This window comes from Caulobacter sp., assembly GCF_039596335.1.
Lineage (GTDB): Bacteria > Pseudomonadota > Alphaproteobacteria > Caulobacterales > Caulobacteraceae > Caulobacter.
Genome location: NZ_JBCNJZ010000006.1, coordinates 175,407 through 197,634 on the forward strand (window position 1 = coordinate 175,407; position 22,228 = coordinate 197,634).

Annotated in this window: 19 protein-coding genes; 11 read left to right on the forward strand and 8 right to left on the reverse strand. The window is 67.2% G+C overall.

The window, feature by feature from the left end; translation table 11 throughout:
* Window positions 1-157: 157 nt before the first annotated feature.
* Window positions 158-427 carry a DUF2249 domain-containing protein gene (locus ABDW31_RS14195; protein ID WP_343699050.1) on the forward strand — a complete coding sequence of 90 codons (270 nt, stop codon included), beginning with the start codon at window positions 158-160 and terminating at the stop codon, window positions 425-427.
* Window positions 428-450: 23 nt separating this feature from the next.
* On the opposite strand, the gene ABDW31_RS14200 is transcribed toward ABDW31_RS14195, so the two are convergent.
* Entirely contained in the window at window positions 451-828 is a 378-nt protein-coding gene (locus ABDW31_RS14200) for a hypothetical protein (RefSeq protein ID WP_343699051.1), read from the reverse strand.
* A gap of 91 nt (window positions 829-919) precedes the next feature.
* Entirely contained in the window at window positions 920-1,609 is a 690-nt protein-coding gene (locus tag ABDW31_RS14205; protein ID WP_343699052.1) for an alternative oxidase, read from the reverse strand.
* 185 nt (window positions 1,610-1,794) lie between these two features.
* On the opposite strand from ABDW31_RS14205, the gene ABDW31_RS14210 reads away from it, so the two are divergent.
* On the forward strand, window positions 1,795-3,234 hold the full coding sequence (locus tag ABDW31_RS14210; RefSeq protein ID WP_343699053.1) for a PAS domain S-box protein: 1,440 nt from the start codon (window positions 1,795-1,797) through the stop codon (window positions 3,232-3,234).
* The gene (gene fixJ, locus ABDW31_RS14215) at window positions 3,227-3,835 is read left to right on the forward strand and encodes a response regulator FixJ (protein WP_343699054.1); all 609 of its coding nucleotides are present in this window, start codon (window positions 3,227-3,229) and stop codon (window positions 3,833-3,835) included. Before ABDW31_RS14210 ends, fixJ begins: the two co-directional genes overlap by 8 nt.
* Here fixJ and ABDW31_RS14220 read toward each other — a convergent pair.
* Entirely contained in the window at window positions 3,828-4,286 is a 459-nt protein-coding gene (locus ABDW31_RS14220; protein WP_343699055.1) for a hemerythrin domain-containing protein, read from the reverse strand. The two genes, fixJ and ABDW31_RS14220, sit on opposite strands and share 8 nt — an antisense overlap.
* A 72-nt stretch (window positions 4,287-4,358) precedes the next feature.
* Window positions 4,359-4,568, reverse strand: coding sequence for a hypothetical protein (locus ABDW31_RS14225; protein ID WP_343699056.1), 210 nt, complete (start codon window positions 4,566-4,568; stop codon window positions 4,359-4,361).
* A 201-nt stretch (window positions 4,569-4,769) separates the two neighbouring features.
* Here ABDW31_RS14225 and nirK point away from each other — a divergent pair, with 201 nt between their 5' ends.
* Both nirK and ABDW31_RS14235 read left to right on the forward strand, forming a co-directional pair.
* Window positions 4,770-5,801, forward strand: coding sequence for a copper-containing nitrite reductase (gene nirK / locus ABDW31_RS14230; protein WP_184719937.1), 1,032 nt, complete (start codon window positions 4,770-4,772; stop codon window positions 5,799-5,801).
* A 67-nt stretch (window positions 5,802-5,868) separates the two neighbouring features.
* The gene (locus tag ABDW31_RS14235) at window positions 5,869-7,065 is read left to right on the forward strand and encodes a hypothetical protein (protein WP_343699057.1); all 1,197 of its coding nucleotides are present in this window, start codon (window positions 5,869-5,871) and stop codon (window positions 7,063-7,065) included.
* Between the two features lie 2 nt (window positions 7,066-7,067).
* Here the strand turns inward: ABDW31_RS14235 and ABDW31_RS14240 are convergent, their stop codons facing one another.
* The gene (locus ABDW31_RS14240; protein WP_343699058.1) at window positions 7,068-7,763 is read right to left on the reverse strand and encodes a Crp/Fnr family transcriptional regulator; all 696 of its coding nucleotides are present in this window, start codon (window positions 7,761-7,763) and stop codon (window positions 7,068-7,070) included.
* Window positions 7,764-7,909: 146 nt separating this feature from the next.
* On the opposite strand from ABDW31_RS14240, the gene hemN reads away from it, so the two are divergent.
* Together hemN and ABDW31_RS14250 are read left to right on the forward strand one after the other, a co-directional pair.
* Window positions 7,910-9,271, forward strand: coding sequence for an oxygen-independent coproporphyrinogen III oxidase (gene hemN / locus ABDW31_RS14245; RefSeq protein ID WP_343699059.1), 1,362 nt, complete (start codon window positions 7,910-7,912; stop codon window positions 9,269-9,271).
* A 112-nt stretch (window positions 9,272-9,383) separates the two neighbouring features.
* Window positions 9,384-11,657 carry a nitric-oxide reductase large subunit gene (locus ABDW31_RS14250; RefSeq protein ID WP_343699060.1) on the forward strand — a complete coding sequence of 758 codons (2,274 nt, stop codon included), beginning with the start codon at window positions 9,384-9,386 and terminating at the stop codon, window positions 11,655-11,657.
* A gap of 285 nt (window positions 11,658-11,942) precedes the next feature.
* Here the strand turns inward: ABDW31_RS14250 and ABDW31_RS14255 are convergent, their stop codons facing one another.
* Together ABDW31_RS14255 and ABDW31_RS14260 are read right to left on the reverse strand one after the other, a co-directional pair.
* Complete coding sequence (locus ABDW31_RS14255) at window positions 11,943-12,299, reverse strand: hypothetical protein (protein ID WP_343699061.1); 357 nt, start codon at window positions 12,297-12,299, stop codon at window positions 11,943-11,945.
* Between the two features lie 12 nt (window positions 12,300-12,311).
* Window positions 12,312-13,742, reverse strand: a complete 1,431-nt coding sequence (locus ABDW31_RS14260; RefSeq protein WP_343699062.1) for a hypothetical protein — start codon at window positions 13,740-13,742, stop codon at window positions 12,312-12,314.
* Window positions 13,743-13,922: 180 nt separating this feature from the next.
* On the opposite strand from ABDW31_RS14260, the gene ABDW31_RS14265 reads away from it, so the two are divergent.
* The 4 genes from ABDW31_RS14265 to ABDW31_RS14280 all read left to right on the forward strand — a co-directional run bounded on the left by ABDW31_RS14265 (window position 13,923) and on the right by ABDW31_RS14280 (window position 19,830).
* The gene (locus ABDW31_RS14265; protein ID WP_184719923.1) at window positions 13,923-14,504 is read left to right on the forward strand and encodes an RNA polymerase sigma factor; all 582 of its coding nucleotides are present in this window, start codon (window positions 13,923-13,925) and stop codon (window positions 14,502-14,504) included.
* Window positions 14,501-15,424 carry a FecR domain-containing protein gene (locus ABDW31_RS14270; RefSeq protein ID WP_343699063.1) on the forward strand — a complete coding sequence of 308 codons (924 nt, stop codon included), beginning with the start codon at window positions 14,501-14,503 and terminating at the stop codon, window positions 15,422-15,424. Before ABDW31_RS14265 ends, ABDW31_RS14270 begins: the two co-directional genes overlap by 4 nt.
* A 72-nt stretch (window positions 15,425-15,496) precedes the next feature.
* A complete protein-coding gene (locus ABDW31_RS14275; protein WP_343699064.1) occupies window positions 15,497-18,295 on the forward strand; it encodes a TonB-dependent receptor in 2,799 nt (932 codons plus the stop codon).
* A 74-nt stretch (window positions 18,296-18,369) separates the two neighbouring features.
* Window positions 18,370-19,830, forward strand: coding sequence for a CehA/McbA family metallohydrolase (locus ABDW31_RS14280; RefSeq protein ID WP_343699065.1), 1,461 nt, complete (start codon window positions 18,370-18,372; stop codon window positions 19,828-19,830).
* Here ABDW31_RS14280 and ABDW31_RS14285 read toward each other — a convergent pair.
* Window positions 19,827-22,199, reverse strand: coding sequence for a TonB-dependent receptor (locus ABDW31_RS14285; RefSeq protein ID WP_343699066.1), 2,373 nt, complete (start codon window positions 22,197-22,199; stop codon window positions 19,827-19,829). The two genes, ABDW31_RS14280 and ABDW31_RS14285, sit on opposite strands and share 4 nt — an antisense overlap.
* Window positions 22,200-22,228: the final 29 nt, after the last annotated feature.

Genomic DNA, 22,228 nt, shown 5'->3' on the forward strand with positions numbered 1-22,228 from the left:
TGGCGCACGAGATTGTGCGGTCTTTTCTGAAGGTTGCGGGCGTTCTTCCGCCCTGGCTTGGACGTTAGAACCCGCCCGCGCGCGAACGTTGTGCGGGCGCAACGAGACGGGCGGGCGGAGCCCTTAAGGCGTCGGGTTTTCGAAGAAGGGATTCCCCGTGAGCCAAGACACCCCGACGCCCGCCCACACGCCGGCTTTGGCGACCTATCCGTTCGATGCGCGGGCCATCGCCAAGCGCTTCCGCCACGCGGCGATCTTCGGCGCGCTGGAGGTGCTGGAGCCGGGTGAGGCGATGCGGTTCGTCAACGACCACGACCCGCTGCCGCTGCTGCGCCAGATGGCCGAGCACTTCGGCGAGACCGTCGCGATCGAGTACCGCGAGCGTCGGGCCGAAGGCGTGATCATCGACTTCATCAAGCAGGTCTGAGGCGGTCACCGCGTGGCCCTCGCTCAGCGGGCGAGGGCCGACTGGAGCGCCTGCAGCAGGCTGTCTTCCAGCAGAGGCTTCTCGACCAACAGCGCCCGATGGCGTTTTGCCAGGCGCACGAGATCGGCGGTGGGATGGGTGGCGGTCAGCAGGATGGCGCTCGCCTGATCCTTGGAGCGAACGCGCTCGACCAGCGGCGCGGCGTGGATGGCCGGCGGGGCGTGACCGATGATGACGGCGTCGTGGGCGGCCAGATCCAGGTGGTCCGAAAACCGGTCCGGATCGCCGAAGGCTTCGACGCGGTAGCCGTCCAGGGGCAGGGAGAAGCAGAGCGCCTGACGAAGCGCGACGTCCTGGTCCAGGAGCAGGACGCGCGGCGCGGCGGCGGGGAGCTCGGACATGGACGGCCTTCGAAAAACGCTGAGGGCTGGGGCGGGCGGGGCCCGCCCATCCCCACGGGATGGACAGGCCCCTTGGGCTCGGGTTGGAGGGTTAGGCGGCGATCTTCCAGTTGGGCTGGAGCTCGACGTGCGGCGGGCAGGGGGCCACTTCGCCGGTGGGCAGGCCGCACAGCTCGTTGGCGAAGCCGTGGTTGACGTCGCGGTGGTGCGCCTCGTCGGCGCGGACCACCTCGACCACGTCCCGCAGGGTGCTGCCGGCCGGCAGGTTCCAGTAGTCGAGGGCGATCTGCGGAGCGGCGACGTTCTCGCTGCGGCCTTCGTCGATCTCAGCCAGGTAGTGGGTGTAGCTGATGACCGCTTCTTCCTCGAAGTAGCCGACCACGCGGTGAGCGGTCTTCGAGCTGATCAGGTAGAGGCCGAAGAAGAACAGGTAGAAGACCCACTGGGCGGCGACGACGACGAAGCGCTCGAACAGGGTCGGCTTGGCCACCTCGATGAAGGTCATCAGGTGCATGCGCTCGTTCTCGGCCTCGTCCATCAGGGTCTTGATCCAACCCTTGTCGCCTTCCATGCGGCGCAGGCACTTCAGGTGGTTGAGCGTGGCGCCGACCATGCCGGGCACGGCGGCGACGGTTTCCAGGACCACGGCCCGGTGGCCGTAGCGCTTGGCGAAGAAGGTGTCGGCGCAGAAGCGCAGGGCCTTCACGAAGCCGAAGGCGACGACGTCCGAAGCGCCCTTGGGCTGATGGTGGACGTCGAGATTGATTTGCGGGCCAGTCATGGTCTGAGACCTTTGCTACGGGGGACGGTCTTGAGGGCCGTCTGTTGCGATGGGGTCTTGATACGACCGGGCCTCGCGTCGCAAAATTCTGGTCTGATCCTAAGGGGAATCCCTGAGGCCGCCGCGGAGCACCGACCATCGCTGAGTTCATGCCATCACGCCGAGATCCCGCACGGGAGTGGGCGATGGTCGCGGGCATCGTCGCGGGGCTGATTGGGGCGGGGGCCGCCACGCGCGTGTTCTTCGAGCCGCTGCTGGGCGAACGGGGCCTTTATCTCTTCTTTTTTCCGGCGGTGGTGGCCGCCGCGGCCTATCGCGGCGCGCTGGGCGGCTTGGCCGCCTGCGCGGTCGGTACGGTCGCCCTGCTAATGCTGAGCGCCCGTCATCACGGGCTGGATCCGGGGGATTGGGTCGGGGCCGGGCTCTATGTCGCCGTCAGCGGTGTCATCGCCTATGGCGGCGAGCGTTTCCGCGTGGAGCGCCGGCGGACCCAGGCCGTGGCCGAGGACCTACTGGTCCGCGAGGCGCACCTGGCCTCGATCCTGGACACCGTGCCCGACGCCATGGTGCTGATCGACGAGGCCGGGCTGGTGCGCTCGTTCAGCTCGACGGCCGAGCGCCTGTTCGGCTGGACCGCGGCCGAGATGCAGGGCCAGAACGTCAACCGCCTGATGCCCGAGCCCGACCGCACGCGCCACGACGGCTATCTGCAGCGCTACTACGCTACCGGCGAGCGACGGATCATCGGCCTGGGGCGGGTGGTCATCGGCGAGCGCAAGGACGGCTCGACCTTCCCGATGGAGCTGGCGGTCGGCGAGATCCGCACGGGGCAGGGACGGTTCTTCACCGGCTTCGTGCGCGACCTGACCGAGGTCCAGCAGACCCAGGCGCGCCTTCAGGACCTGCAGGGCGAGCTGGTGCACATGGCCCGCCTGACCTCGATGGGCGAGATGGCCTCGGCCCTGGCGCACGAGATCAACCAGCCGCTGTCGGCCATCGCCAACTACCTGAAGGGCGGTCGCCGGCTGCTGGAGGATCCCGATATCGACCGCGCCCTGCTGTCCCAGGCGCTGGACAAGGCCGGTGAACAGGCGCTGCGGGCCGGCGCGATCATCCGCCGCCTGCGCGACTTCGTGGCCCGCGGTGAGACGGAGAAGGCCCTAGAGAGCCTCAAGCGCCTGGTCGAGGAGGCCGCCGCCCTCGCCCTGGTCGGCGCGCGCGAACTGGGCGTGAACGTCCGCTTCCACTACGACCCCAGCGTCGACCAGGTGTTGGTCGACCGCGTCCAGGTGCAGCAGGTGATCGTCAACCTGATCCGCAACGCCGTCGACGCCATGGAGACCGCGCCCCGACGCGATCTGGCGATCAGCGTCGGCCAGGTGGAAGGCCACGCCCTGGTCACCGTCGCCGACACCGGTCCCGGCATCGCGCCCGAGATCGCCGAGAACCTGTTCGCGCCGTTCGTGACGACCAAGCGCACTGGCATGGGCGTGGGTCTGTCGATCTCGCGCACCATCATCGAAGCCCACGGCGGCCGCCTGTGGGTGGAACCGACCGAAGGCGGCGGGGCGACGTTCAAGTTCACCCTGCTGACCACCGAAGAAGGAGATCTGGACCTTGAGTGAAGGCGTCGTTCACATCGTCGATGACGATGCGGCCATGCGGGACTCGCTGGGTTTCCTGCTGCAGGTCAACCGCATCCCGTTCCGTCTCTACGACTCTGCCGTGGCCTTCCTGGAGGACCTGCCGGCCGACGATGGCGGCTGCGTGCTGACCGACGTGCGCATGCCCGAGATGAACGGCATCGAGATGGTGCGCCTGCTCAAGGGCAAGGGCTACCGCTCGCCGATGATCGTCATGACCGGCCACGCCGACGTGCCCCTGGCCATAGAGGCGATGAAGGCTGGCGTCGTCGACTTCCTGGAAAAGCCGTTCGAGGAAGAGGTGCTGTTGCGCGCCGTGCGCTCGGCGCTGGAGCTGGGCCATGTCCAGCGCGACCAGGATGCCGCCCTGGTCGAGACCCGGCGGCGCATCGCCACCCTGTCGCCGCGCGAACGCGACGTGCTCAAGGGACTGGTCGAGGGCAAGGCCAACAAGGTCATCGCCTTCGACCACGGCATCAGCCCGCGCACCGTCGAGATCTATCGCGCCAGCCTGATGACCAAGATGCAGGCCAAGAGCCTGTCCGAGCTGGTCCGCATGGCGCTGTCGGTCGAGGTCAGCTGAAACGGCGGAAGAGGACGTCGTTTTCCAGGGTCACGTGCTCGCGCAGGTCGGCGTCGATCTCGCGGCACAGGGCGTAGAGCGTCCGCCAGCTGCCACAGGCGCCCTCGGGCGGCGTGAAGTCGGTGGTCAGTCGCGCCAGGGTGTCCAGCTGGACGACGACGTCGTCATGCTCTTCCTCCATGCAGGCGATCGGGCCGGGCGGCACGGCGCCTCGGCCCATCATCGGGAACAGCATCAGCTCCTCCTTCTGCTGGTGCAGTTCCAGGTCGTCGAACATGAAGAGCAGGTGCTGAGACAGGCCGATCGGAACGTTCGGATGTTCGCTGTGCACGGCCTCGACCCGCTGGGCCAGGCGAACGGCCTCGGGGAACTGCTGGCGGTGGACCTCGTGATAGCGGGCGATCAGGTGGGCGATCAGCGCGCCGGTTTCCAGTCGCGGGGTGATGTCCATAGCGGTCTCCTCTGGCGCATCGCCAGCGCCGGGAAAGGCGCTGAATTGCGGCCATTGGAGCGCGAGACGGGCTCACGAACGTTGCGCGCCGCCAAGGTTCTCGTCCGACGCCGGATAATAGGCGACCATCGCGCCGCGGCGGCCGGCGGTGGTCAGCGCGCCCTCGCGAATCAGCTGGGCGCACAACGACCGTAGCGCCGCCGCGCCCGAGGCCTGGCTGACATAGAAGACGCCGCGCGCCCGGGCCCGATCTAGGACATCCTCTTTTGACCAAGCAGCCAACGCCATCCTCCGCGGAAACAGACGAGGGCGGTTAGCCGAGTCTGGCGGGGCCGACGTTGAGCCTGCTCAAGCTGCAGGCCTAGCGGTTGTTGCGTAAGCGTTTTTCCGGATAACGCCAGTTTGCGCAGGCGCAACGTTCGAAGCCTTGGACGGGCGGACGGTCTCCCCATCGGCGCCGCTTCGGCGTCTGGGGATACGACCATGAAAGCTCTCGCCCTTTTCGCCACCGCCGCGACCCTGGCCTTGACCAGCGCCGCCGGAGCGGTCGCCGCCACCGCCGACGCGCCCAAGCCCGCCGTCGCCGACACCATTCGCCTGGCCACCGACCTGCCGCCGCCGATCACGCGCCGCACGCCGGCCACCGTGAAGGTCGACCTGATCACCCAGGAAGTCATCGGCACGCTGGACGACGGCGCGACCTACAAGTTCTGGACCTTCAACGGCAAAGTGCCCGGTCCGATGGTCCGCGTCCGCGTCGGCGACACCGTCGAGGTGACCATGAAGAACGCCGACGACAGCGAGCACATGCACAATGTCGACTTCCACGCCGTGACCGGTCCCGGCGGCGGGGCGGTGGCGACCATGGCTGCGCCCGGCGAGACCCGCAACTTCACCTTCAAGGCGATGGCGCCGGGCCTCTACATCTATCACTGCGCCACCCCGATGGTCGCCTCGCACATCGCCAACGGCATGTACGGCGCCATCCTGGTCGAGCCGGAGGAAGGCCTGCCCAAGGTCGATCACGAGTTCTACGTGGTGCAGGGCGAGGTCTATACCGACGAGGCGATCGGCACGAAGGGCCTGCTGAACGAAAGCGTTGAGAAGCTGCTCAACGAGCAGGCCGAGTACGTGATCTTCAACGGCGCCTACAAGGCCCTGACCGGCAAGCGGCAGCTAAACGCCAAGGTCGGCGAGACGGTGCGAATCTTCTTCGGCGTGGGCGGTCCCAACAAGACCTCGAGCTTCCACGTGATCGGCGAAATCTTCGACAACGTCTACAATCTGGGTTCGCTGACCAGCGCGCCGACCAAGGACGTTCAGACCGTCACCGTCGCGCCCGGAGGGGCCACGATCGTCGACTTCAAGCTTGAGGTCCCCGGCAACTACATCCTGGTCGACCACGCCCTGAGCCGTCTGGAACGCGGCGGCGCCGGCATCCTGCACGTCGAGGGCCCCGACGCGCCGACCATCTTCAAGGCGCCCCCGAACCCGCACACGGGTGGCGGTCACTAACAGAGCCAAGACCGGGGCGGCGAAGGGATCGCCGCCCCGATTTCTTTCCGACATCAGGATATTTCCAATGAGACAGCAGCTCCTGCTCGCCGTGGCGAGCGCGGGCGCCTTGGCCATGGGCGCTTCGGCGGCGCAAGCCGCTCCCGACACCGGCCAGCTCCTGCTCGAGGCGCGCTTGCGGTTCGAGCACTACGAGGCCGACGGTCCCGACGCCGAGGGCGTCACCGAGCGGCTGCGGGTGGGCTGGCGGCAGCCGATCTCCCGCACCCTGACCGGCTTGATCGAGATGGAGGTGGTCGGCGCCTTCGAGCACGACTATGCCGACGGCGTGCACCCGGCGCCGGGCAAGGCGACCATTCCCGACCCGGCCATCGTCGAGCTCAATCGCGCCCAGCTGGAATGGCGGCCGAGCGACAAGGTCAGCGTCGACCTGGGCCGGCAGCGGATCATCCTGGGCAACAGCCGCTTCGTCGGCAATTCAGCCTGGCGGCAGAACGAGCAGACCTTTGATGCGGTGCGGCTGACGGTCCAACCAACCAAGACCGCGACCCTGACCTACATCTATGCCGATCGGGTCAATCGCTCGCTGGGCCGCAAGTCGCCGCAGGGCATCTGGCGCGGGGACGTCCATGTCGTTCAGGCCGAGAGCGAGCTGGGCGCGCTGGGCAAGGGCACGGCCTATGCGCTGCTGCTGGATTTCGACAACGCGGTGACCCAGTCCTCCAAGACCTTTGGCGTCCGGCTGGCTGGCGCGCGGCCGATCGGCGGCGGCGGCGGCGTCAGCGGGACCTGGGAGCTGGAGTACGCTCACCAGAACGACTGGGGCTCCAATCCGCAACGCTTCGCGCTGGACTACCACTTGGCGGGCATTGGCCTGAAGACCAAGCGCTCGTCGATGTCGGCCAACCTTGAACGGCTGGAGGGCGACGGCGTGCACGGGTTCCAGACGCCGCTGGCGTCGCTGCACCTGTTCCAAGGCTGGTCTGACGTCATCGGCGCCACGCCGGCCAAGGGTGTGCGCGACGTCTTCCTCCGCGGCGTGACCAGCTTTGGGACCGCACATCCGGTCCGGCTCACGGCCGAGGCCCATGATTTCGCCACGACGGTGGGCAGCCAGAAGCTGGGTCGCGAGGTCGACTGCGCGATCATGACGACCCTGGCCAAGGGTTGGTCGTTCGAGGTCGGGGTGGGTCGGTTCGACAGCCGCGGCCCGACCTATCCGAACGCCACCCGCACCTGGGCCAGCCTGGACTTCAAGCTTTGAGACTAGGCGGGCTCGGCGAGGGCGGTCAGGGCGTCCATGTCGCGAACGATGATCCGCTTGCGCGCGCTGCCCGTCACGCCGCGCTCGTCCCAGGACGCCAGCGTCCGGCTGACGGTGTGCAGGGTGGAGCCAGCCATTTCGGAAAGCTCCTGGCGGGTGATCGGGAAGTCGATCTCGATCCCCCGCTCGGTGCGCCGGCCGGCCTGCTGGACCAAGCGCAGCAGGGTGTGGGCGATGCGCTGCTCGACCTTCTCGACGGCCATCTCGCCGACCCGGTCCTGCATCTCGAACAGGCGGTGGCCGGCCGAGGCGGCCGAACCCATGGCGATCTCGGGATAACGGGCCATCAGCTCGCGCATCGCCGCCACGGTCCAGTAAACCTCCAGGCTCTCGACCACGGTGACGGCGTCGGCCGGAAAGGCCTTGCCCATCAGCGCCGCGACGGTGCCGTACATCTCGCCGGGGCCGATGAAGCGGATCACCGACTGGCTGCCGTCGGGACGGGTCTGGACGATCTTGATCCGGCCATCCAGCAGGGTGTGGCAACTCGTGCCCGGATCGCCCTGCGAGAACACCACCTTGCCAGGCGGCAGGGTGCGAACCTTGCCGGCGGCCAGGGCGTCGGCGCGGGCGGCCTCATTCAGATTGCCGAACATGTCGGCGCCGCGAAGGGCGTCGGGCGTGAGGGGGGCGGCCATGAGGCGCTTTCCTTGGGTGAGCTTGGCTCCTGCCTAGGCGAGCCGGGTGTCCGCCTGAATCCCGGAATTATACCTAGGCGCATTCCCCGAATGTCGGCGGCGGGGGCCGGCTTGCTAGGTCGAGATCTCACAACGGGACCTCGCGCATGACTTTCACGGCTTTGTCGGACGCTCAACGGGCGCATGCCGGTCGCAACCTGCCGCGATACACCAGCTATCCGACCGCCTTGGCCTTCGATCCCGAACAGGGGCGGGCGGCCGAGGACTGGTTCGCAGGCACGCGCGCCGAGGACCGGCTGTCGGTCTATGTCCACGTGCCGTTCTGTCGGCGGCTGTGCTGGTACTGCGGCTGCAACACCTCGATCGTCCATACCTATGACCGGGTCGGGGCCTATATCGACGTGCTGACGCGCGAGGTCGATCTGGTCGCTCAGAAGCTGGGTACGCACGACGGCCTGGCCCACCTGCACTTCGGCGGCGGCAGCCCCAACGCCCTGCGGCCACACGACTTCCTGGCGCTGGTCCAGCAACTGACGCGCAACTTCGGCCTGCGCGCCGGGGCCGAGGTCGCGGCCGAGCTGGATCCAGGCCTGCTGTCCGACGCCTTCATCGACGCGGCCGGGGAGGCGGGGGTGACCCGTGTCAGCCTGGGCGTCCAGACCTTCGATCCGCACGTCCAGGAGATGGTCAACCGAATCCAGCCGTTGGACATGGTGGCCCGCGCCGTCGAACGGCTGCGCGGCGCCGGGGTCGGGGGTATGAACTTCGACCTGATGTACGGCCTGCCAGGCCAGACGCCCGAGAACGTCCACGAGTCCGCCCGCCTGGCCGCGCAGATGCGGCCCGACCGGGTAGCGGTGTTCGGCTACGCCCACGTGCCGTGGATGAAGAAGCACCAGATCATGATCCGCGAGGCGGACCTGGCTGACCTGGATGGCCGCTGGGCTCAAGCGGAAGCGGCCGACGCGGCCCTGACCGAGGCCGGCTATGTCCGCATCGGCCTGGACCACTATGCGCTGGCCGAGGATCCGCTGACCCAGGCCATGGCCGAGGGCCGCCTGCGCCGCAACTTCCAGGGCTATACCGACGATCCCGCGCCGGTGCTGATCCCGATCGGCCCGTCGTCGATCGGCCAGTTCCGTGAAGGCTTCGTCCAGAACCACACCCCGACCGACGACTGGGCAGCGCGGGTGGTCGAAGGCCATCTGCCGCTGAACCGCGCTCTGCCGGTCAGCGATGAGGACCGCCTGCGCGCGGCCGTGATCGAGCGGCTGATGTGCGACATGGCCGTGGATCTCGAAGCCGTCTGCCGCGCGCAGAACGCGTCCGTCGATCAACTGGCCGGAGACTTCGAGCAGCTCGATCTGCTGGCGCGCGACGGCCTTTGCGCTCGCGATGGCGCGGTCGTGACCATCCCCGAATCCGGTCGTCGGCTCATGCGTGTCGTGGCCGCGGTCTTTGACGCGCGTCTGCCCAAGACCGTGACGCGTCACGCCAAGGCGGTTTGATCAACATCAGGTCCGGTGAGGTTGTCGACCGACAACGTCCGCCTCGCCGGCCCCGCGCATCTTCCCCCTGAACGCCGCCGGGACTCTCCCACGGCAATGGGGAAAGCGAGAGATGAACACGCGAAGACTATGGTTCGTCCTCGCCCTGGTGATGGCGGTGTCGTTCACCGTCCTGGGGCTGATGGGACGCGAAATCTACCGGGAGGCGCCGCCGATACCGTCGCAGGTCGTTGATCCGAGCGGCCAGGTCCTTGTCACCAAGGCCGACATCCAGACCGGGCAACTGGCCTGGCAATCGATGGGCGGCCAGCAGGTCGGCTCCGTCTGGGGCCACGGCGGCTATGTCGCGCCGGACTGGTCGGCCGACTATCTGCACCGCGAGTCTGTCGCCCTACTCGACATCTGGGCCCAGCGCGACTTCAAGACCGCCTACGACGCCCTGCAGCCCGAGCAGCAGGCCAGCCTGCGCGAGCGCCTGAAGCGCGAGATCCGTACCAACACCTACGACGCCAAGACCGACTCGGTGACGGTCAGCGCCGACCGCGCCCAGGCCATGCGCCAGGTGCGGGGACACTACGAGACCCTGCTGGGCTCGGACCCGTCGCTGGAAAAGCTGCGCGAGCAATATGCGATCGCCAACGGCGCGGTGAAGGATCCGACCCGGCGCACGGCCATCTCCGCCTTCTACTGGTGGTCGGCCTGGGCGGCGAGCACGGAACGTCCCGGTCAGGCGATCACCTACACAGCCAACTGGCCGCATGAGGAGCTGATCGGCAACCGTCCGACCACCGCGGCCATCGTCTGGTCGATCGCCAGCATCATCCTGCTGATCGGCGCGGTCGGCGGGCTGGTCTTCTGGCACTCCAAGACCAAGGTCGAGGAACACCTGCCGGCCCCGGTCCAGGATCCGCTGGCGCTGATGAAGCCCACGGCCTCGATGAAGGCCACGGGCAAGTACTTCCTGACCGTCATCGGCCTGTTTCTGCTGCAGGTCGGCCTGGGCGCGGTCACGGCCCACTACGCCGTCGAAGGCCATGACTTCTATGGCGTCCGCATCTCGGACATCATTCCGTATGCGGTGACCCGCACCTGGCACACCCAGCTGGCCGTCTTCTGGATCGCTACCGCCTGGCTGGCCACCGGCCTCTATGTCGCGCCGATGATCTCGGGTCACGAACCCAAGGGCCAGAAGCTGGGCGTGGACCTGCTGTGGGTCGCCCTGGTCGTGGTCGTGCTGGGCTCGATGGCCGGCGAGTGGCTGGGCGTCCAGCAGGTCTTCGACCTGAACGCCAACTGGTGGTTTGGCCATCAGGGCTGGGAATATGTCGACCTGGGCCGCTTCTGGCAGATCCTGCTGTTCGTGGGCCTGATGAAGTGGCTGGTGCTGGTCGGCCGCGCCCTGTGGCCGGCCCTCAAGGTCCCGTCGGACAGCAAGCCCGTCCTGTGGATCCTGTTCCTGTCGACCATCGCTATCGGCCTGTTCTACGGCGCGGGCTTCATGTGGGGTAAGCACACTCACATCAGCATCGTCGAGTACTGGCGCTGGTGGGTGGTCCACCTGTGGGTCGAAGGCTTCTTCGAGGTGTTCGCCACGGCCGTCATCAGCCTGCTGATGGTCAAGCTGGGCCTAGTCCGGGCCAAGACCGCCAACGGCGCGGTGCTGTTCGGGACCATCGTGTTCCTGTTCGGCGGCGTGCTGGGCACCGCCCACCACTGGTATTTCGCCGGCACGCCAGTTTCGGTGATCGCCATCGGCTCGGTGTTCTCGGCCCTGGAGGTCGTGCCGCTGGCCCTGATCGGCGCCGAGGCCTACGAGACCTTCCGCCACACCAAGGCCGCCCCGTGGGTCGCCACCTATCGCTGGCCGATCTTCTTCTTCGTAGCGGTGTCGTTCTGGAACCTGCTGGGGGCCGGCGTCTTCGGCTTCATGATCAACCCGCCGGTCAGCCTGTACTTCATCCAGGGTCTGAACACGACGGCTACCCACGCTCACGCCGCGCTCTTCGGGGTCTACGGCATGCTGGGCATCGGCCTGCTGCTGTTCTGCTTCCGGGGTCTGGCGCGCCGCGAGGCCTGGGACGACCGCCTGCTGGCCTGGACGTTCTGGCTGCTGAACGGCGGCCTGGCGATGATGATCTTCCTGTCGCTGCTGCCGGTCGGCGTGGTGCAGGCCATCGCCAGCATCGAGCACGGCATGTGGTTCGCCCGCTCGCCGGAAGTGATCCACTCGCCGCTGGTACAGACCCTGGTCTGGATGCGCGTGCCCGGCGACATCGTCTTTGCCGGCGGGGCGTTCACCCTGGCCGCCTTCGCCGCCAAGCTGCTGATCGGTTCGCGCCGGTCCGCCGCTAAGCAACCGAAGGAGGTGACCGTCCCAGCTGAATGATGAGCCGAACCTGAAAACCGATGGCGGCCGGGCTCCTTGCGGGTCCGGCCGCTTGCGTTCGGGCGCCCTTGAAGTCCTGGAACCAGCCGGTGCCCCTTCGCCGGAAAGGCCGCGTCTCCGGCGCCGTGAACGGACCGCGCCGGAGACGCTCGCGCCGGCCCCACAAGCCGGGCGGAGATCGCGACGCCTCAAGGGGAGGAGCGACGTCGCAGGTAAAATCTATTCATTGAGTAGGATTTTGGTCGATGAAGTTTTTCTGCGGTCGCTCGCAGGTCTCGGCAATGGCTAGGACGTGGTGGCCAGGGACAGGTCGATCGCGCCCTTGTTGTTGAAATAGAAACCGGGAACGTCGTTGGCGAAGACGAACAGGCGGCCGGATTTCTCGAAGATGATCTCCGCCTCTGCGCCGATCAGGAAGGTCTCGTCCCCGCGCTGGTCGAGCGCGCCGCACAGCGCAAACCATGGCGCGCTGGGCCGTCGCCGCAGCGGGCGCGCAAGGTTCATCATCGGGCGCTCGTAGCCTTCGGGACCACAGGTGATGGTCCAGTCGGTCCAGGTTCCGGTCGCGGTGAAACGGACGGTCTGGCCGGCGCTGACGTCCAGTAGGGTGTCGGTCCAGTAAGGCTTGGCGAAAATCAGCACCACGGCGCTCCGTCAGGGCAGGAACGAGAAGACCTTGTCGATCGGCCGCCGGGGAATGATCACTTCCACAAAGTGCGTCCGGTTGCGATGAAGCCGCGCAGGCAGGTCGGCGCGGGCGTTGACGTCCTGGGCGTGGATATTGACCTCACCCTTGGCGCTGTCGGTCTTAGAGTCGAAGTATTTTATGTTCCGCCCCAGCGGCGCTGCCGAGATGCTGACCGCCAGTTCCGCCGTGTTGTTCCGGTAAAAGATGTCCATCAGGTCGGTGTGGTCGATGTACAGGCAGCGATAGGCCGGGTGGATCGAATTGACATGCACGTGCTCGAGCACGTCGCGGTGGAAGGTGATCATGCCCTTGCGGTTCTTGGCGTCGGGCTCCGCGAACTCCAGAAAGTAGTCGCTGACCAGATTGCCGTAGTCGTCACGCACCATGACGTTCAGCTGCAGATAGCGGTGGAACTGCTTGGGCTTGGGATCGTCGAGATTGCCGAAGGTCTGATCGATCAGCTCCTGGGATTGTGCCAGGGTGGCGGTCTCGTCGCTGATCGCCTGCCAGGCGTCGGTGATGGTCTTGTACTCCGCGAGCGACACGCACCTCAGCGCTTGCAACAGCAACTCGCGCAGGCGGGCATCTTTCGGCGGCAGGATCTCGCCGCTTTGCTCGGGGTGAGTGATCTCGGTGTGATCGCGCTCGGGCAGCACCGCCAGAGGCGCGGCGTACGGCTTGCGCAGCGGCCAGAGAGTGACCTGCGGATCGGCGCTGTTCTTGCTGAAGTCGATCGTGAAGCCCGTGGCGTTGATGTCCGCCGCCGACACCCGCACGGTGCCATCTGACCCGGCCTCGTTGATGATCTGCTGCAGGCCGGAATCATAAGCGCGCGTGCCGACGATGACGAAAGGAAGGACGCCCTTCGTATCGTCGATCGCGCTGAACGGCCCCGAGGCGTCCTCGCCCGGGCGGGCCAGCAAATCCTGCTGGGCCAGCTTCCATTGATACGGCGAGGCCAGCTCCAGCGCCCGCAGCATCTCCTCACCGGTCTCCAGGCGATTGCCCAGACCCTTGGTCAGGCGGCCGATCATGCTCTTGCCGACCGCGGCCAGCCGCGAGCCGAAATTGGCCGGCGCCAGCATCACAAAGCGCCGTACGGGCACGGTCCGCCCCGCCGCGTGCAGGTTCGCCATCCACTGCCGCGCGACGAGGGCGCCGGTGGAATGCACGATCAAGTCGAAGGTCTGGCTAAGCGTCCCAGCGGCAATCATCGCCTGGATCACCACGTCCATCCGCTTGGCCACATCCTCGACCCGGACGTCGTCGTCCATCGAGATGTAGTTGCCCAGGAAGACGTCCTGCACGGCGAAGCCGTTCTGACCCAGGAAGTCGCGTAAATGCTTGAAGGAGTCGCCCTTGTCGCTCCAGCCATGCAAAATAGCGATGCTGTTCATGACGCCCCCACGCCTATGTCCAATGCGACCATCAATTGAATAACGACGTTATGCAAGTGTGGCTTTCGCGCATATGGCGAAGTCGCGAGGAGGCGACCGCGCACCGTCAGCAAACCGTCACGAGGCCCCGCTAGTCACCGCGCATCGACTCGGCGGCGCGCTGGGCGACGGGACGTGGTGATGGCCTGGCTTCGCGATATAGACCGATGGTTCGTGACGAGCGTGCTGCCGTACGCCGACAACTACCGCGCCTATGCCCGCAAGCTGACCAGTGATGAGGCCGATGCCGAAGACCTGGTGCAGGAGGCCTACGCCAAGGTCCTGGGCGTGCCGGACTGGAAGCGGCTGGAGGCGCCCGAGCGGTTCGTCCTGACCATCATCCGCAACCTGGCCTATGAGCGTTTCCGCCGGGCCAAGGTCGTAGGGATCCGCCAGATCGGAGTGCTGGAGATGGACGCCTTGGCCGATCCTTCGCCGGACGCCTACGCCGTGACCAGCGCCCGCGAGGAGCTGGACCGGGTGCTGGCCGCCCTGGACCGCTTGCCCGAGCAGTGCCGCAAGGTGCTGACCCTGCGAAAAATGCACGGTCTGTCGCCCGGACAGATAGCGGTCCGGCTGAACTTGTCCGTCTCTACGGTCGAGAAGCATCTGGCCAAGGGTCTTAAGCTCTTGACCAAGGCCCTGGCGGCGAGCGATGGCCGCAGTTTCGCAAAAAGATCGAGTTCATGGGTCAAACGGGCGATCAAGACCGAGACGCGTTGATCGCCCAGGCTTCGGAGTGGCTGGCGCGACTGGACGCCGGCCGGACCACGGAACGCGAGCTGGATGACTGGCGCGAGGCCGATCCGCGCCGCGCCGCCGCCTTCGCGCAAGTGGCCGCCGCCTGGAGCCGACTGGACGTGCTGCGCACCGCCGACGCCTTGCCGCCGGCGCGTGAGCTGCGCGTGAGCCGCCGCGGTTGGCTGGCGGGGGGCGGGGCCCTGGCGGCCAGTCTGGTGGGCGGCGTCTATCTGGGACGCGATCATCTGCTGCGTACCGGCGTCTCCACCGATGTGGGCGAGCGGCGGACCTTCACCTTGCCGGACGGCAGTTCGGTCGAGCTCAACACCGACACCAGGATCGCCTGGCGCTTCGACCGCAAGCGCCGCCGGTTGTGGCTGGAGCGGGGGGAGGCGGCCCTGACCGTCGCCCAGGACGCCCTGCGGCCGTTTGAGCTGGTCACCGTGCGGGGGCTGGCGCGGCTGGCGGCCGGGCAGTTCAACGCGCGCCTGCGGCCGGCGGGCCTGGATCTGATCGTGCTGGCCGGGCAGGCGGCGGTCGAAACCGTCTCGGCCAGCGCCGAGGTTGGCGTGGCCAGCGCCGCCGCCGCGCGTCAGGTGCTGGAAATCACCGACCAGCGCATCGATGTGGCGGATGCGCGCGAGGCCGAGGTCCAGAGCGTCCAGGCCTGGCGGCGCGGCGAGATCGTCTTCGAGGGCCAGTCCCTGTCGGCTGCGGTCGAAGAATACAACCGCTACCTGACCCGCAAGCTGGTCGTCGACGACACGCGCGCGGCCAATCTGCGGCTGGGCGGGCGTTTCCTCACCGGCGACCCCGACAGCTTCCTGCGCGCGTTGCGCACGACGTTCGGTCTACGGATCATCGACGACGGATCGTCAAGAATTCTTCTTAAATCTCCATAGCGGTCTTTGCGTCGCCCCCCGTCTTGCGGGTCGAGACGCCGGTTTCCGGCGAACCAAGCAAGGGGCGATCCAATGAGCAAGACCTGGGCTCCGCGCATCAGCGCGGGCATTCTTCTGGCCACCACGGCGCTGGTCGCCGTCGCACCGGCCCAAGCTGTCGCGCAAGCCGCGGCCAGCGTGACCTTCGATATCCCGGCCGGCGACGCCGCCACGGCGCTGAACACCTTCTCGCGCCAGGCCGGCGTACAGCTGATGTTCCCCTACGACATCGCCGCCCGTCACCGCACGGCGGAGCTGAAGGGCGCCTACGGCCGTGAAGAGGCGCTGCGTCGCTTGATCGCCGGCGCCGACCTGGAGATCGCTTCGGCCAACGCCCAGGTCATCACCCTGCGCGCCCGGAGCGGCGCCCCTTTGGCCAGCGCGGCCGCCGCTGAGGTGGTCGAGGAGGTCATCGTCACCTCGCGCGCTGGTTCGGACGCCCGCACGCGTCTGGCCACCAGCTACGCCGTCACCAGCATGAACGAGGAAACCCTGCGGATGCGCGCCCCGATGGGCGTGGCCGATGCGCTTAAGTCGGTGCCCGGCTTCTGGGTCGAGGCTTCGGGCGGCGAGGCCAGCGCCAACATCCGCGCCCGCGGCATTCCGCAGGAAGGCTTTTCGGCCATCGCCCTGCAGGAGGACGGCGCGCCGGTGCAGCACGACGGCGGCCTGGGCTATCTGAACGCCGACCAGTCGTTCCGCCTGGACGAGACCATCGAGCGCATCGAAGTCGTGCGCGGCGGTCCTTCGTCGATCTTCGCGTCCTACGCCCCGGGCGGTACCGTCAACTTCATCACCCGCAAGGGCGACGTGCAGGAAGGCCTGGTGAAGGTCCAGGCCAGCGACTACGGCCTGAAGCGCGTCGACGCCTACTACGGCGGTCCGATTGGCGACTGGCGCGCCAGCGTCGGCGGTTTCTGGCGCGAGGACGACGGCATTCGCGACCCGGGCTTTGCGGCCAACAAGGGCTATCAGGTCCGCGCCTCGATCGGCCGCGACTTCGAGCGCGGCAGCTTCGACTTCAACATCAAGCACCTGGACGACAACGTCATCCTGTTCGCCGGCGTGCCGCTGAAGTTCGACGCCGCCGGCAAGCCCAGTGCCGCCCCGGGCTTCGACCCGCTGACCGGCACCCTGTCAGGTCCGGAGACCAACAAGCTGACCCTGCGCGGCCCCAAGGGCCCGTTCGACTGGGACCTGTCGCGCGGCACCGAAGTCAAGCTGACCCAGGCTACCGCTGTCCTGAAGTACGAGATCGCCGACGGCTGGCATCTGCAGGAGACGCTGCGCTACCGGACCTCGGAGTCCAAGCGCATCGGCCTGTTCCCCAACACGCCGGTGACTGGCGCGGCCCGTATCGCCCAGTATCGCGCCCAGCTGTTGGCCGTCACGCCGGGCGCGACCGACGTGCAGCTGCGCTACGCGACCAATCCCAGCGAGATCTTCAGCACCACGGGCGCGGGGCAGAACGGCAACGGTCTCGTGCTGGACGGGTCGCTGCGCTACGTCTCGGTGCCGCTGGACGAACTGATCAGCGACACCCGCCTGGTCCACAAGTTCGACATCGGCGGCCAGACCCACGACGTTGCGGTCGGCTTCTACCACGCCCATGTGGAAGAGGCCTTCAACCGCTATTCGGCCAACGCCCTGCTGGACGTGCGCAACAACGCCCGTCGCCTGGACATCGTGGCCGTCGACAATACGGGCCGGGTGCTGTCCAGCCTGACCGAGAACGGCATCAGCCGTTACGGCGCCGAGTTCGCCAATGGTGACGGCAAGTCCAACACCACGGCCCTGTACCTGACCGACGAGTGGCAAGTGACGCCGGCCCTGCGCATCGACGCGGGCGTGCGCTGGGAGAAGGTGGAGTTCACCGGCCGCAGCGAGCGGTCGGCGACCATCAATCTGGGCCTGTCGCCGACCCCGGCCGACGACACCGTGCTGGCCGGCACGGGCGTCTACGACCGCTTCACGCGCAAGTTCGACCACGCCGGCTGGACCGTCGGCGCTGACTACCGGATCACGCCGCGGATGGGCGTCTTCGCCCGCTACACCTCGGCGTTCCGTCTGCCGTCGCTGGGCGACTACATCACCAACGCCAGCAACACCGCGCCGTTCGTCCAGACGATGGATCTGATGGAGGCGGGCTACAAGCTGTCGACCGGCAAGCTGGATCTGTACGCCACGGTCTTCCACACCGCCTATGACGCCCTGACCTTCGGCAGCCTGGTCTTCAACCCGACCACCGGGGCCTATGTGAACCAGACCAGCATCACCGACACCAAGACCCTGGGCTTGGAAGTCGAAGGTGTAGTGCGGCCGGTCAAGTGGTTCGACCTGGGCTTCAGCGCCACGGTGCAGAACCCCGAGTTCGGCGACTACCAGTTCGAGGAAAGCTGCACCGTCGCCGCCACCGACCCGAGCTGCACGGTCAAGCCGCCGGCCACGTCGGGCAGCCGAACGCGGGACTTCACCGGCAACCAGCTGGTGCGCGTGCCCAAGACCTCGTTCCGCCTTACGCCGGGGCTGAACCTGCTGGACGGTCGGATGCGCATCGAAAGCAGCCTCGAACGCTACGGCGCGCGCTTCTCGGACGCGGCCAACACCTCGAAGCTGCCGGCCTACACCCTGGTCGGCGCGACGGTCCGCTTCGACGTCACCGACAAGCTGGCGCTCTATGCCTATGGCAACAACCTGACCAATGAGATCGGCCTGACCGAGGGCAACCCCCGCGCCGGCCAGATCATCAGCGGCGAGGCCGGTTCGCTGTACGGCATCGGTCGTCCGGAATTCGGCCGCTCGTTCCGCGCGGCTGTGATGTACCGCTTCTAAGAAGCGTCCTTTCTTCCCCTGAAACTTGGGCGGCCGGGTCTCCGGCCGCCCATCTTTTCGTCCGGAGCGCCAATATGATCCGTCGGCTGATGATCGTGCTTTTCCTGCTGGTCGCCGGGCCGGTCTGGGCCGCCGACACGGCGCCGGACCTGGTGTTGGTGGGCAAGATCGTCGGGGCGGATCACCAGACCTACAAGCGCGTGACCTTCGATGTGCCCAAGGGCGTCACGCGGCTGACCATCGCCTTCGACTACACCGGCAAGGATCAGAAGACCGTCGTCGACCTGGGTCTGCTGGATCCCCAGCGCTTCCGGGGTTGGAGCGGCGGCAACAAGCGCACGTTCTCGGTCAGCGCCGAGGCTGCGACCCTGAGCTATCTGCCGGGACCGCTGCCGGCCGGACGCTGGGCCCTGCTGCTCGGCGTTCCCAACACCCGTGCGGCCACGATTGCGACCTACGAGGCCAAGCTGTTCTTCGAGCGGGAAGGGCAGGCGGCCAGCCCGCCGCCGTTGCGCGCTGGCACAGCCTGGTATCGCGGCGACCTGCACGTTCACACCGGCCACAGTGACGGCTCCTGCGCGAGCCAGTCGGGCGGCCGCGCGCCGTGTCCGCTGTATCGCACAGCCCAGGTCGCCGCCGAGCGGGGCCTGGATTTCGTGGCTATCACCGACCACAACACCACCAGCCACTTCCAGGACATGGACGCCCTGCAGCCGGCCTTCGACAAGTTGCTGCTGATCCCCGGGCGCGAGATCACCACCTTCCACGGCCACGCCAACGTGTTCGGCCCGACCCAATTCCTGGACTTCCGCCTAGGCGATGCGGCCCTGCCGACGATCAAGCGCCTGCAGGACGCGGTGACGCGCGAGGGCGGGGTGTTCTCGATCAATCACCCAAGTTCCCCATCGGGCGAGCTTTGCATGGGCTGCGGCTGGACGGTCAGCGACACCGACTACGCCCAGGTCCAGGCCATCGAGGTCGCCAACGGCGGTTCCGAGCGCGCCCAGGGCGGGGCCGAGGGGCCGCTGACGGGCATCGCCTTCTGGGAGGCGCAACTGAATGCTGGCCGACGGATCGCCGCCATCGGCGGCAGCGACAACCATGACGCCGGCCTGCCGCATGAAACCGCCTCGGCGATTGGCCGGCCGACCACCGTCGTGCACGCCGACGCGCTCTCGACGCCGGCCGTGCTGGCCGGCGTACGGGCTGGGCGGGTGTTCATCGACCTGGACGGGACGCGTGAGCGTCTGCTGGACGTTTCTGCCCAGGCTGGCGACCGTACCGCCGTGATGGGCGGCGAGCTGAAGGCCAAGCCGGGCGAGACGGTGACTTTCACCGTCGCGTTGACCGGCGTTGACGCCGCCAGTCTGGAGGTCATCCGCGACGGGGCCAAGGTCTCGCCGACCCTGACTGCGCCGGGCATCTTCTCGATCGTCATGGGCGAGCGGTCCGGCTGGGTGCGGGTCAATGTCCGCGACCCGGCCGGACGGCTCCTTCTGATCGGTAACCCGATCTACGTGACTGTCGGCGGCTAGAAGTCCGCCGAGATCGTGAACTGGATCGTCCGCGGCGACGCCGGCCGGAAGCTGGCCGGGGTGTTCACCGTGGTGCTGATCGTGCCCAGATAGTCCTTGTCGAACAGGTTATCGATGTTGACCCGCGCCTTGACCTGGCTGAACGGGCCGGCGGCGAAGCCGTCGCCGATGTCGATATAGGCGTTGACGATCGTATAGCCGCCGACGCTCTCGCTGTTGATAAAGTTGGTGAAGCGGCTCTCCAGGTGACGAGCCGAGACATTCACCAGCAGGCCGTCGAACGGCTCCAGCGTCACGCCGCCCTGGACCACCCAGTCGGGGAAATCGGGCACCTTCTTGCCGGCGATAGGCAGGGTGGTCGGCGCGGCCGTGGTGCTGGCGCGGTAGTTCAGGACGTCGTCCTGGAACTTGGCGTCGTTGTACGAGACATTGGCGTTGAAATAGGCGCGGCCGGCGAAGACTTCCGGCTTCCATTGGCCGCTGAACTCGACGCCCTTAGCCTTCACCGCCCCGACGTTCTGGAAGAAGCTCTCGGTGATGCCACCGCCGCCCGGGACCAGCGCTGCGAACGACTGCAGCCGGTTCTTGAACTGCGTCTGATAGGCCACGATCGAAGCGTTGAAGGTGCGGTGGTTGGCGCGGTAGCCGATTTCCCAGTTGGTCGAGGTTTCGGGTTCCGGCGCGGTCACGGTCGGGCTGGCGGCCGAGAAGATGTCGTCCGCGCCGCGCGGCAGGGCCATGTTTTCCGAATACGAGGCGAACACCTGGTCGCGGCCGGTGACGTTGTAGACCCCGCCGACCTGGGGCAGGAAGCTGTCCTTCCAGTTGGCCTTCAGGATCGGGTGGCGGCCGGCGATATAGTCGGCCGGGTTGCGATAGCCGGCGATCTTGTAGTCGATGTCCGTAGCCTTGAAGCCCAGCTCCAGCTTCAGCTTGGAGTCCAGCAGGGTCAGGGTGTCCTTGACGAAGAACTGCTTCGTCTCGCGCAACGACTTGTAGTCGCGCTGGGCGTGGACCCGCTCGTTGAACAGCGGTGCGCCGTCTGGGTGGCCGTTCTCGACATTGTAGCGGTTCTGGGTGCGGTGATAGTCGTCGTTCTCGATCCACAGGCCGGCTTCGATCTTGTTGAAGCCCAGATGCCAGGAGACCTTGGCAGTCAGGCCCTGGCGGATGCCGTCGACGCCGGAGAGGCCGTACTGGATGCCGCGCGGGGCGACGATACCGGCGACCTTGCCGATCTGAGCGTTGTGACTGGTCAGAGAGGTGCCGTAGGCTTCCGGTGAGACGCCGTAACCGCCCTTGTCCTCGTAATAGGCCGTGGTGGTCAGGTCCAGGTTTTCGCCGAGCGGCGTGTTCAGCGTCAGGCCGTACAGGTGGTCCTTCCGCTTGTTGACCGCAAACTTGTAATATTGGGCGTAGTTGGCGTTCGAATAGGTCGGGCCAGTCGCCGTCGCCGGCAGGTTTGTTCCGGTCTCGGGCGTGCCCGCCGGGCCGGGATTGGGGATGTGTCCCAGATAGGCGAAGGAACGACCCTTGCGGCCGAAGATGTCGCCGGTCGTGCTGTTGTACTGGGCCAGGGTGATCGACGGGCTGTCGTAGTCGAAATAGTCGTTGTGGACGGTCTGGAAGCTGATGTCGCCGCCATTGGGCAACTCATATCGCAGCTTGCCTTCGATGTGCTTGCGGTCGATGTCGCCCGGACCGCGCCACAGGTCGCCCTTGATCCACGAGCCGCTGACATAGCCCGACACCGGGCCGATCTTGCCCGACTCCAGCCGCAGGAAGCCGCGCTTGAGGGCGTTGCTGCCCAGGGTGCCGCTAACCGAACCGCCGGCCTCGGCCGCGGGGGCCTGAGTGAAGTAGTCGACGATCGGCCCCAGCGAGGCGTAGCTGGGCAGGGCGACGTCGCCGGCCCCGGCTGAGGCCGTCACCCGCAGCAGGTTTTCATTGTCGACATAGCGATAGATCGGGCTGCCGCCGAACTGGTCGCTGCGGCCCATGGGGATGTTGTCCAGCAAGAAGCCGATCTGCTGGAAGTTGAAAGCGCGCACCGAGACCGAGTTGCCGAACTCGTACATGCCCAGGGCGTCGTTGGCCTGGACGTTGAAGCCGGGTAGGGACTCCAGCATCTTCAGGCCGGTGACGCCGGCGGGGGCCGACAGCAGCGCTTCGCGGGTGATCGAGACCGTGGCGGTGGCGTGGTCGGTGCCGATGGCGACGCTGGCCTCGGACAGGCGCTTGCCGGTGACGACGACGGAGTCGAGCTCTGTCTTGTCGGTCTCCTGGGCCAGCACGGGCGTTGCGCCGCCCAGCACGGAAGCGGCCAGAAGAAGCGCGCGGAGGCGCGGCGCAGCTTTACGGAAAGTCATCTCGATCCCCAATCCTTATTGACTGGGAA

Coding starts and splice junctions, on each gene's coding strand:
- ABDW31_RS14285 (WP_343699066.1), bottom strand. CDS start 22,199: ATGACTTTCCGTAAAGCTGCGCCGCGCCTCCGCGCGCTTCTTCTGGCC.
- ABDW31_RS14265 (WP_184719923.1), top strand. CDS start 13,923: ATGGCCTGGCTTCGCGATATAGACCGATGGTTCGTGACGAGCGTGCTG.
- ABDW31_RS14280 (WP_343699065.1), top strand. CDS start 18,370: ATGATCCGTCGGCTGATGATCGTGCTTTTCCTGCTGGTCGCCGGGCCG.
- ABDW31_RS14275 (WP_343699064.1), top strand. CDS start 15,497: ATGAGCAAGACCTGGGCTCCGCGCATCAGCGCGGGCATTCTTCTGGCC.
- ABDW31_RS14220 (WP_343699055.1), bottom strand. CDS start 4,286: ATGGACATCACCCCGCGACTGGAAACCGGCGCGCTGATCGCCCACCTG.
- ABDW31_RS14240 (WP_343699058.1), bottom strand. CDS start 7,763: ATGGCCGCCCCCCTCACGCCCGACGCCCTTCGCGGCGCCGACATGTTC.
- ABDW31_RS14235 (WP_343699057.1), top strand. CDS start 5,869: ATGAGACAGCAGCTCCTGCTCGCCGTGGCGAGCGCGGGCGCCTTGGCC.
- hemN (WP_343699059.1), top strand. CDS start 7,910: ATGACTTTCACGGCTTTGTCGGACGCTCAACGGGCGCATGCCGGTCGC.
- nirK (WP_184719937.1), top strand. CDS start 4,770: ATGAAAGCTCTCGCCCTTTTCGCCACCGCCGCGACCCTGGCCTTGACC.
- ABDW31_RS14200 (WP_343699051.1), bottom strand. CDS start 828: ATGTCCGAGCTCCCCGCCGCCGCGCCGCGCGTCCTGCTCCTGGACCAG.
- ABDW31_RS14210 (WP_343699053.1), top strand. CDS start 1,795: ATGGTCGCGGGCATCGTCGCGGGGCTGATTGGGGCGGGGGCCGCCACG.
- ABDW31_RS14250 (WP_343699060.1), top strand. CDS start 9,384: ATGAACACGCGAAGACTATGGTTCGTCCTCGCCCTGGTGATGGCGGTG.
- ABDW31_RS14205 (WP_343699052.1), bottom strand. CDS start 1,609: ATGACTGGCCCGCAAATCAATCTCGACGTCCACCATCAGCCCAAGGGC.
- ABDW31_RS14260 (WP_343699062.1), bottom strand. CDS start 13,742: ATGAACAGCATCGCTATTTTGCATGGCTGGAGCGACAAGGGCGACTCC.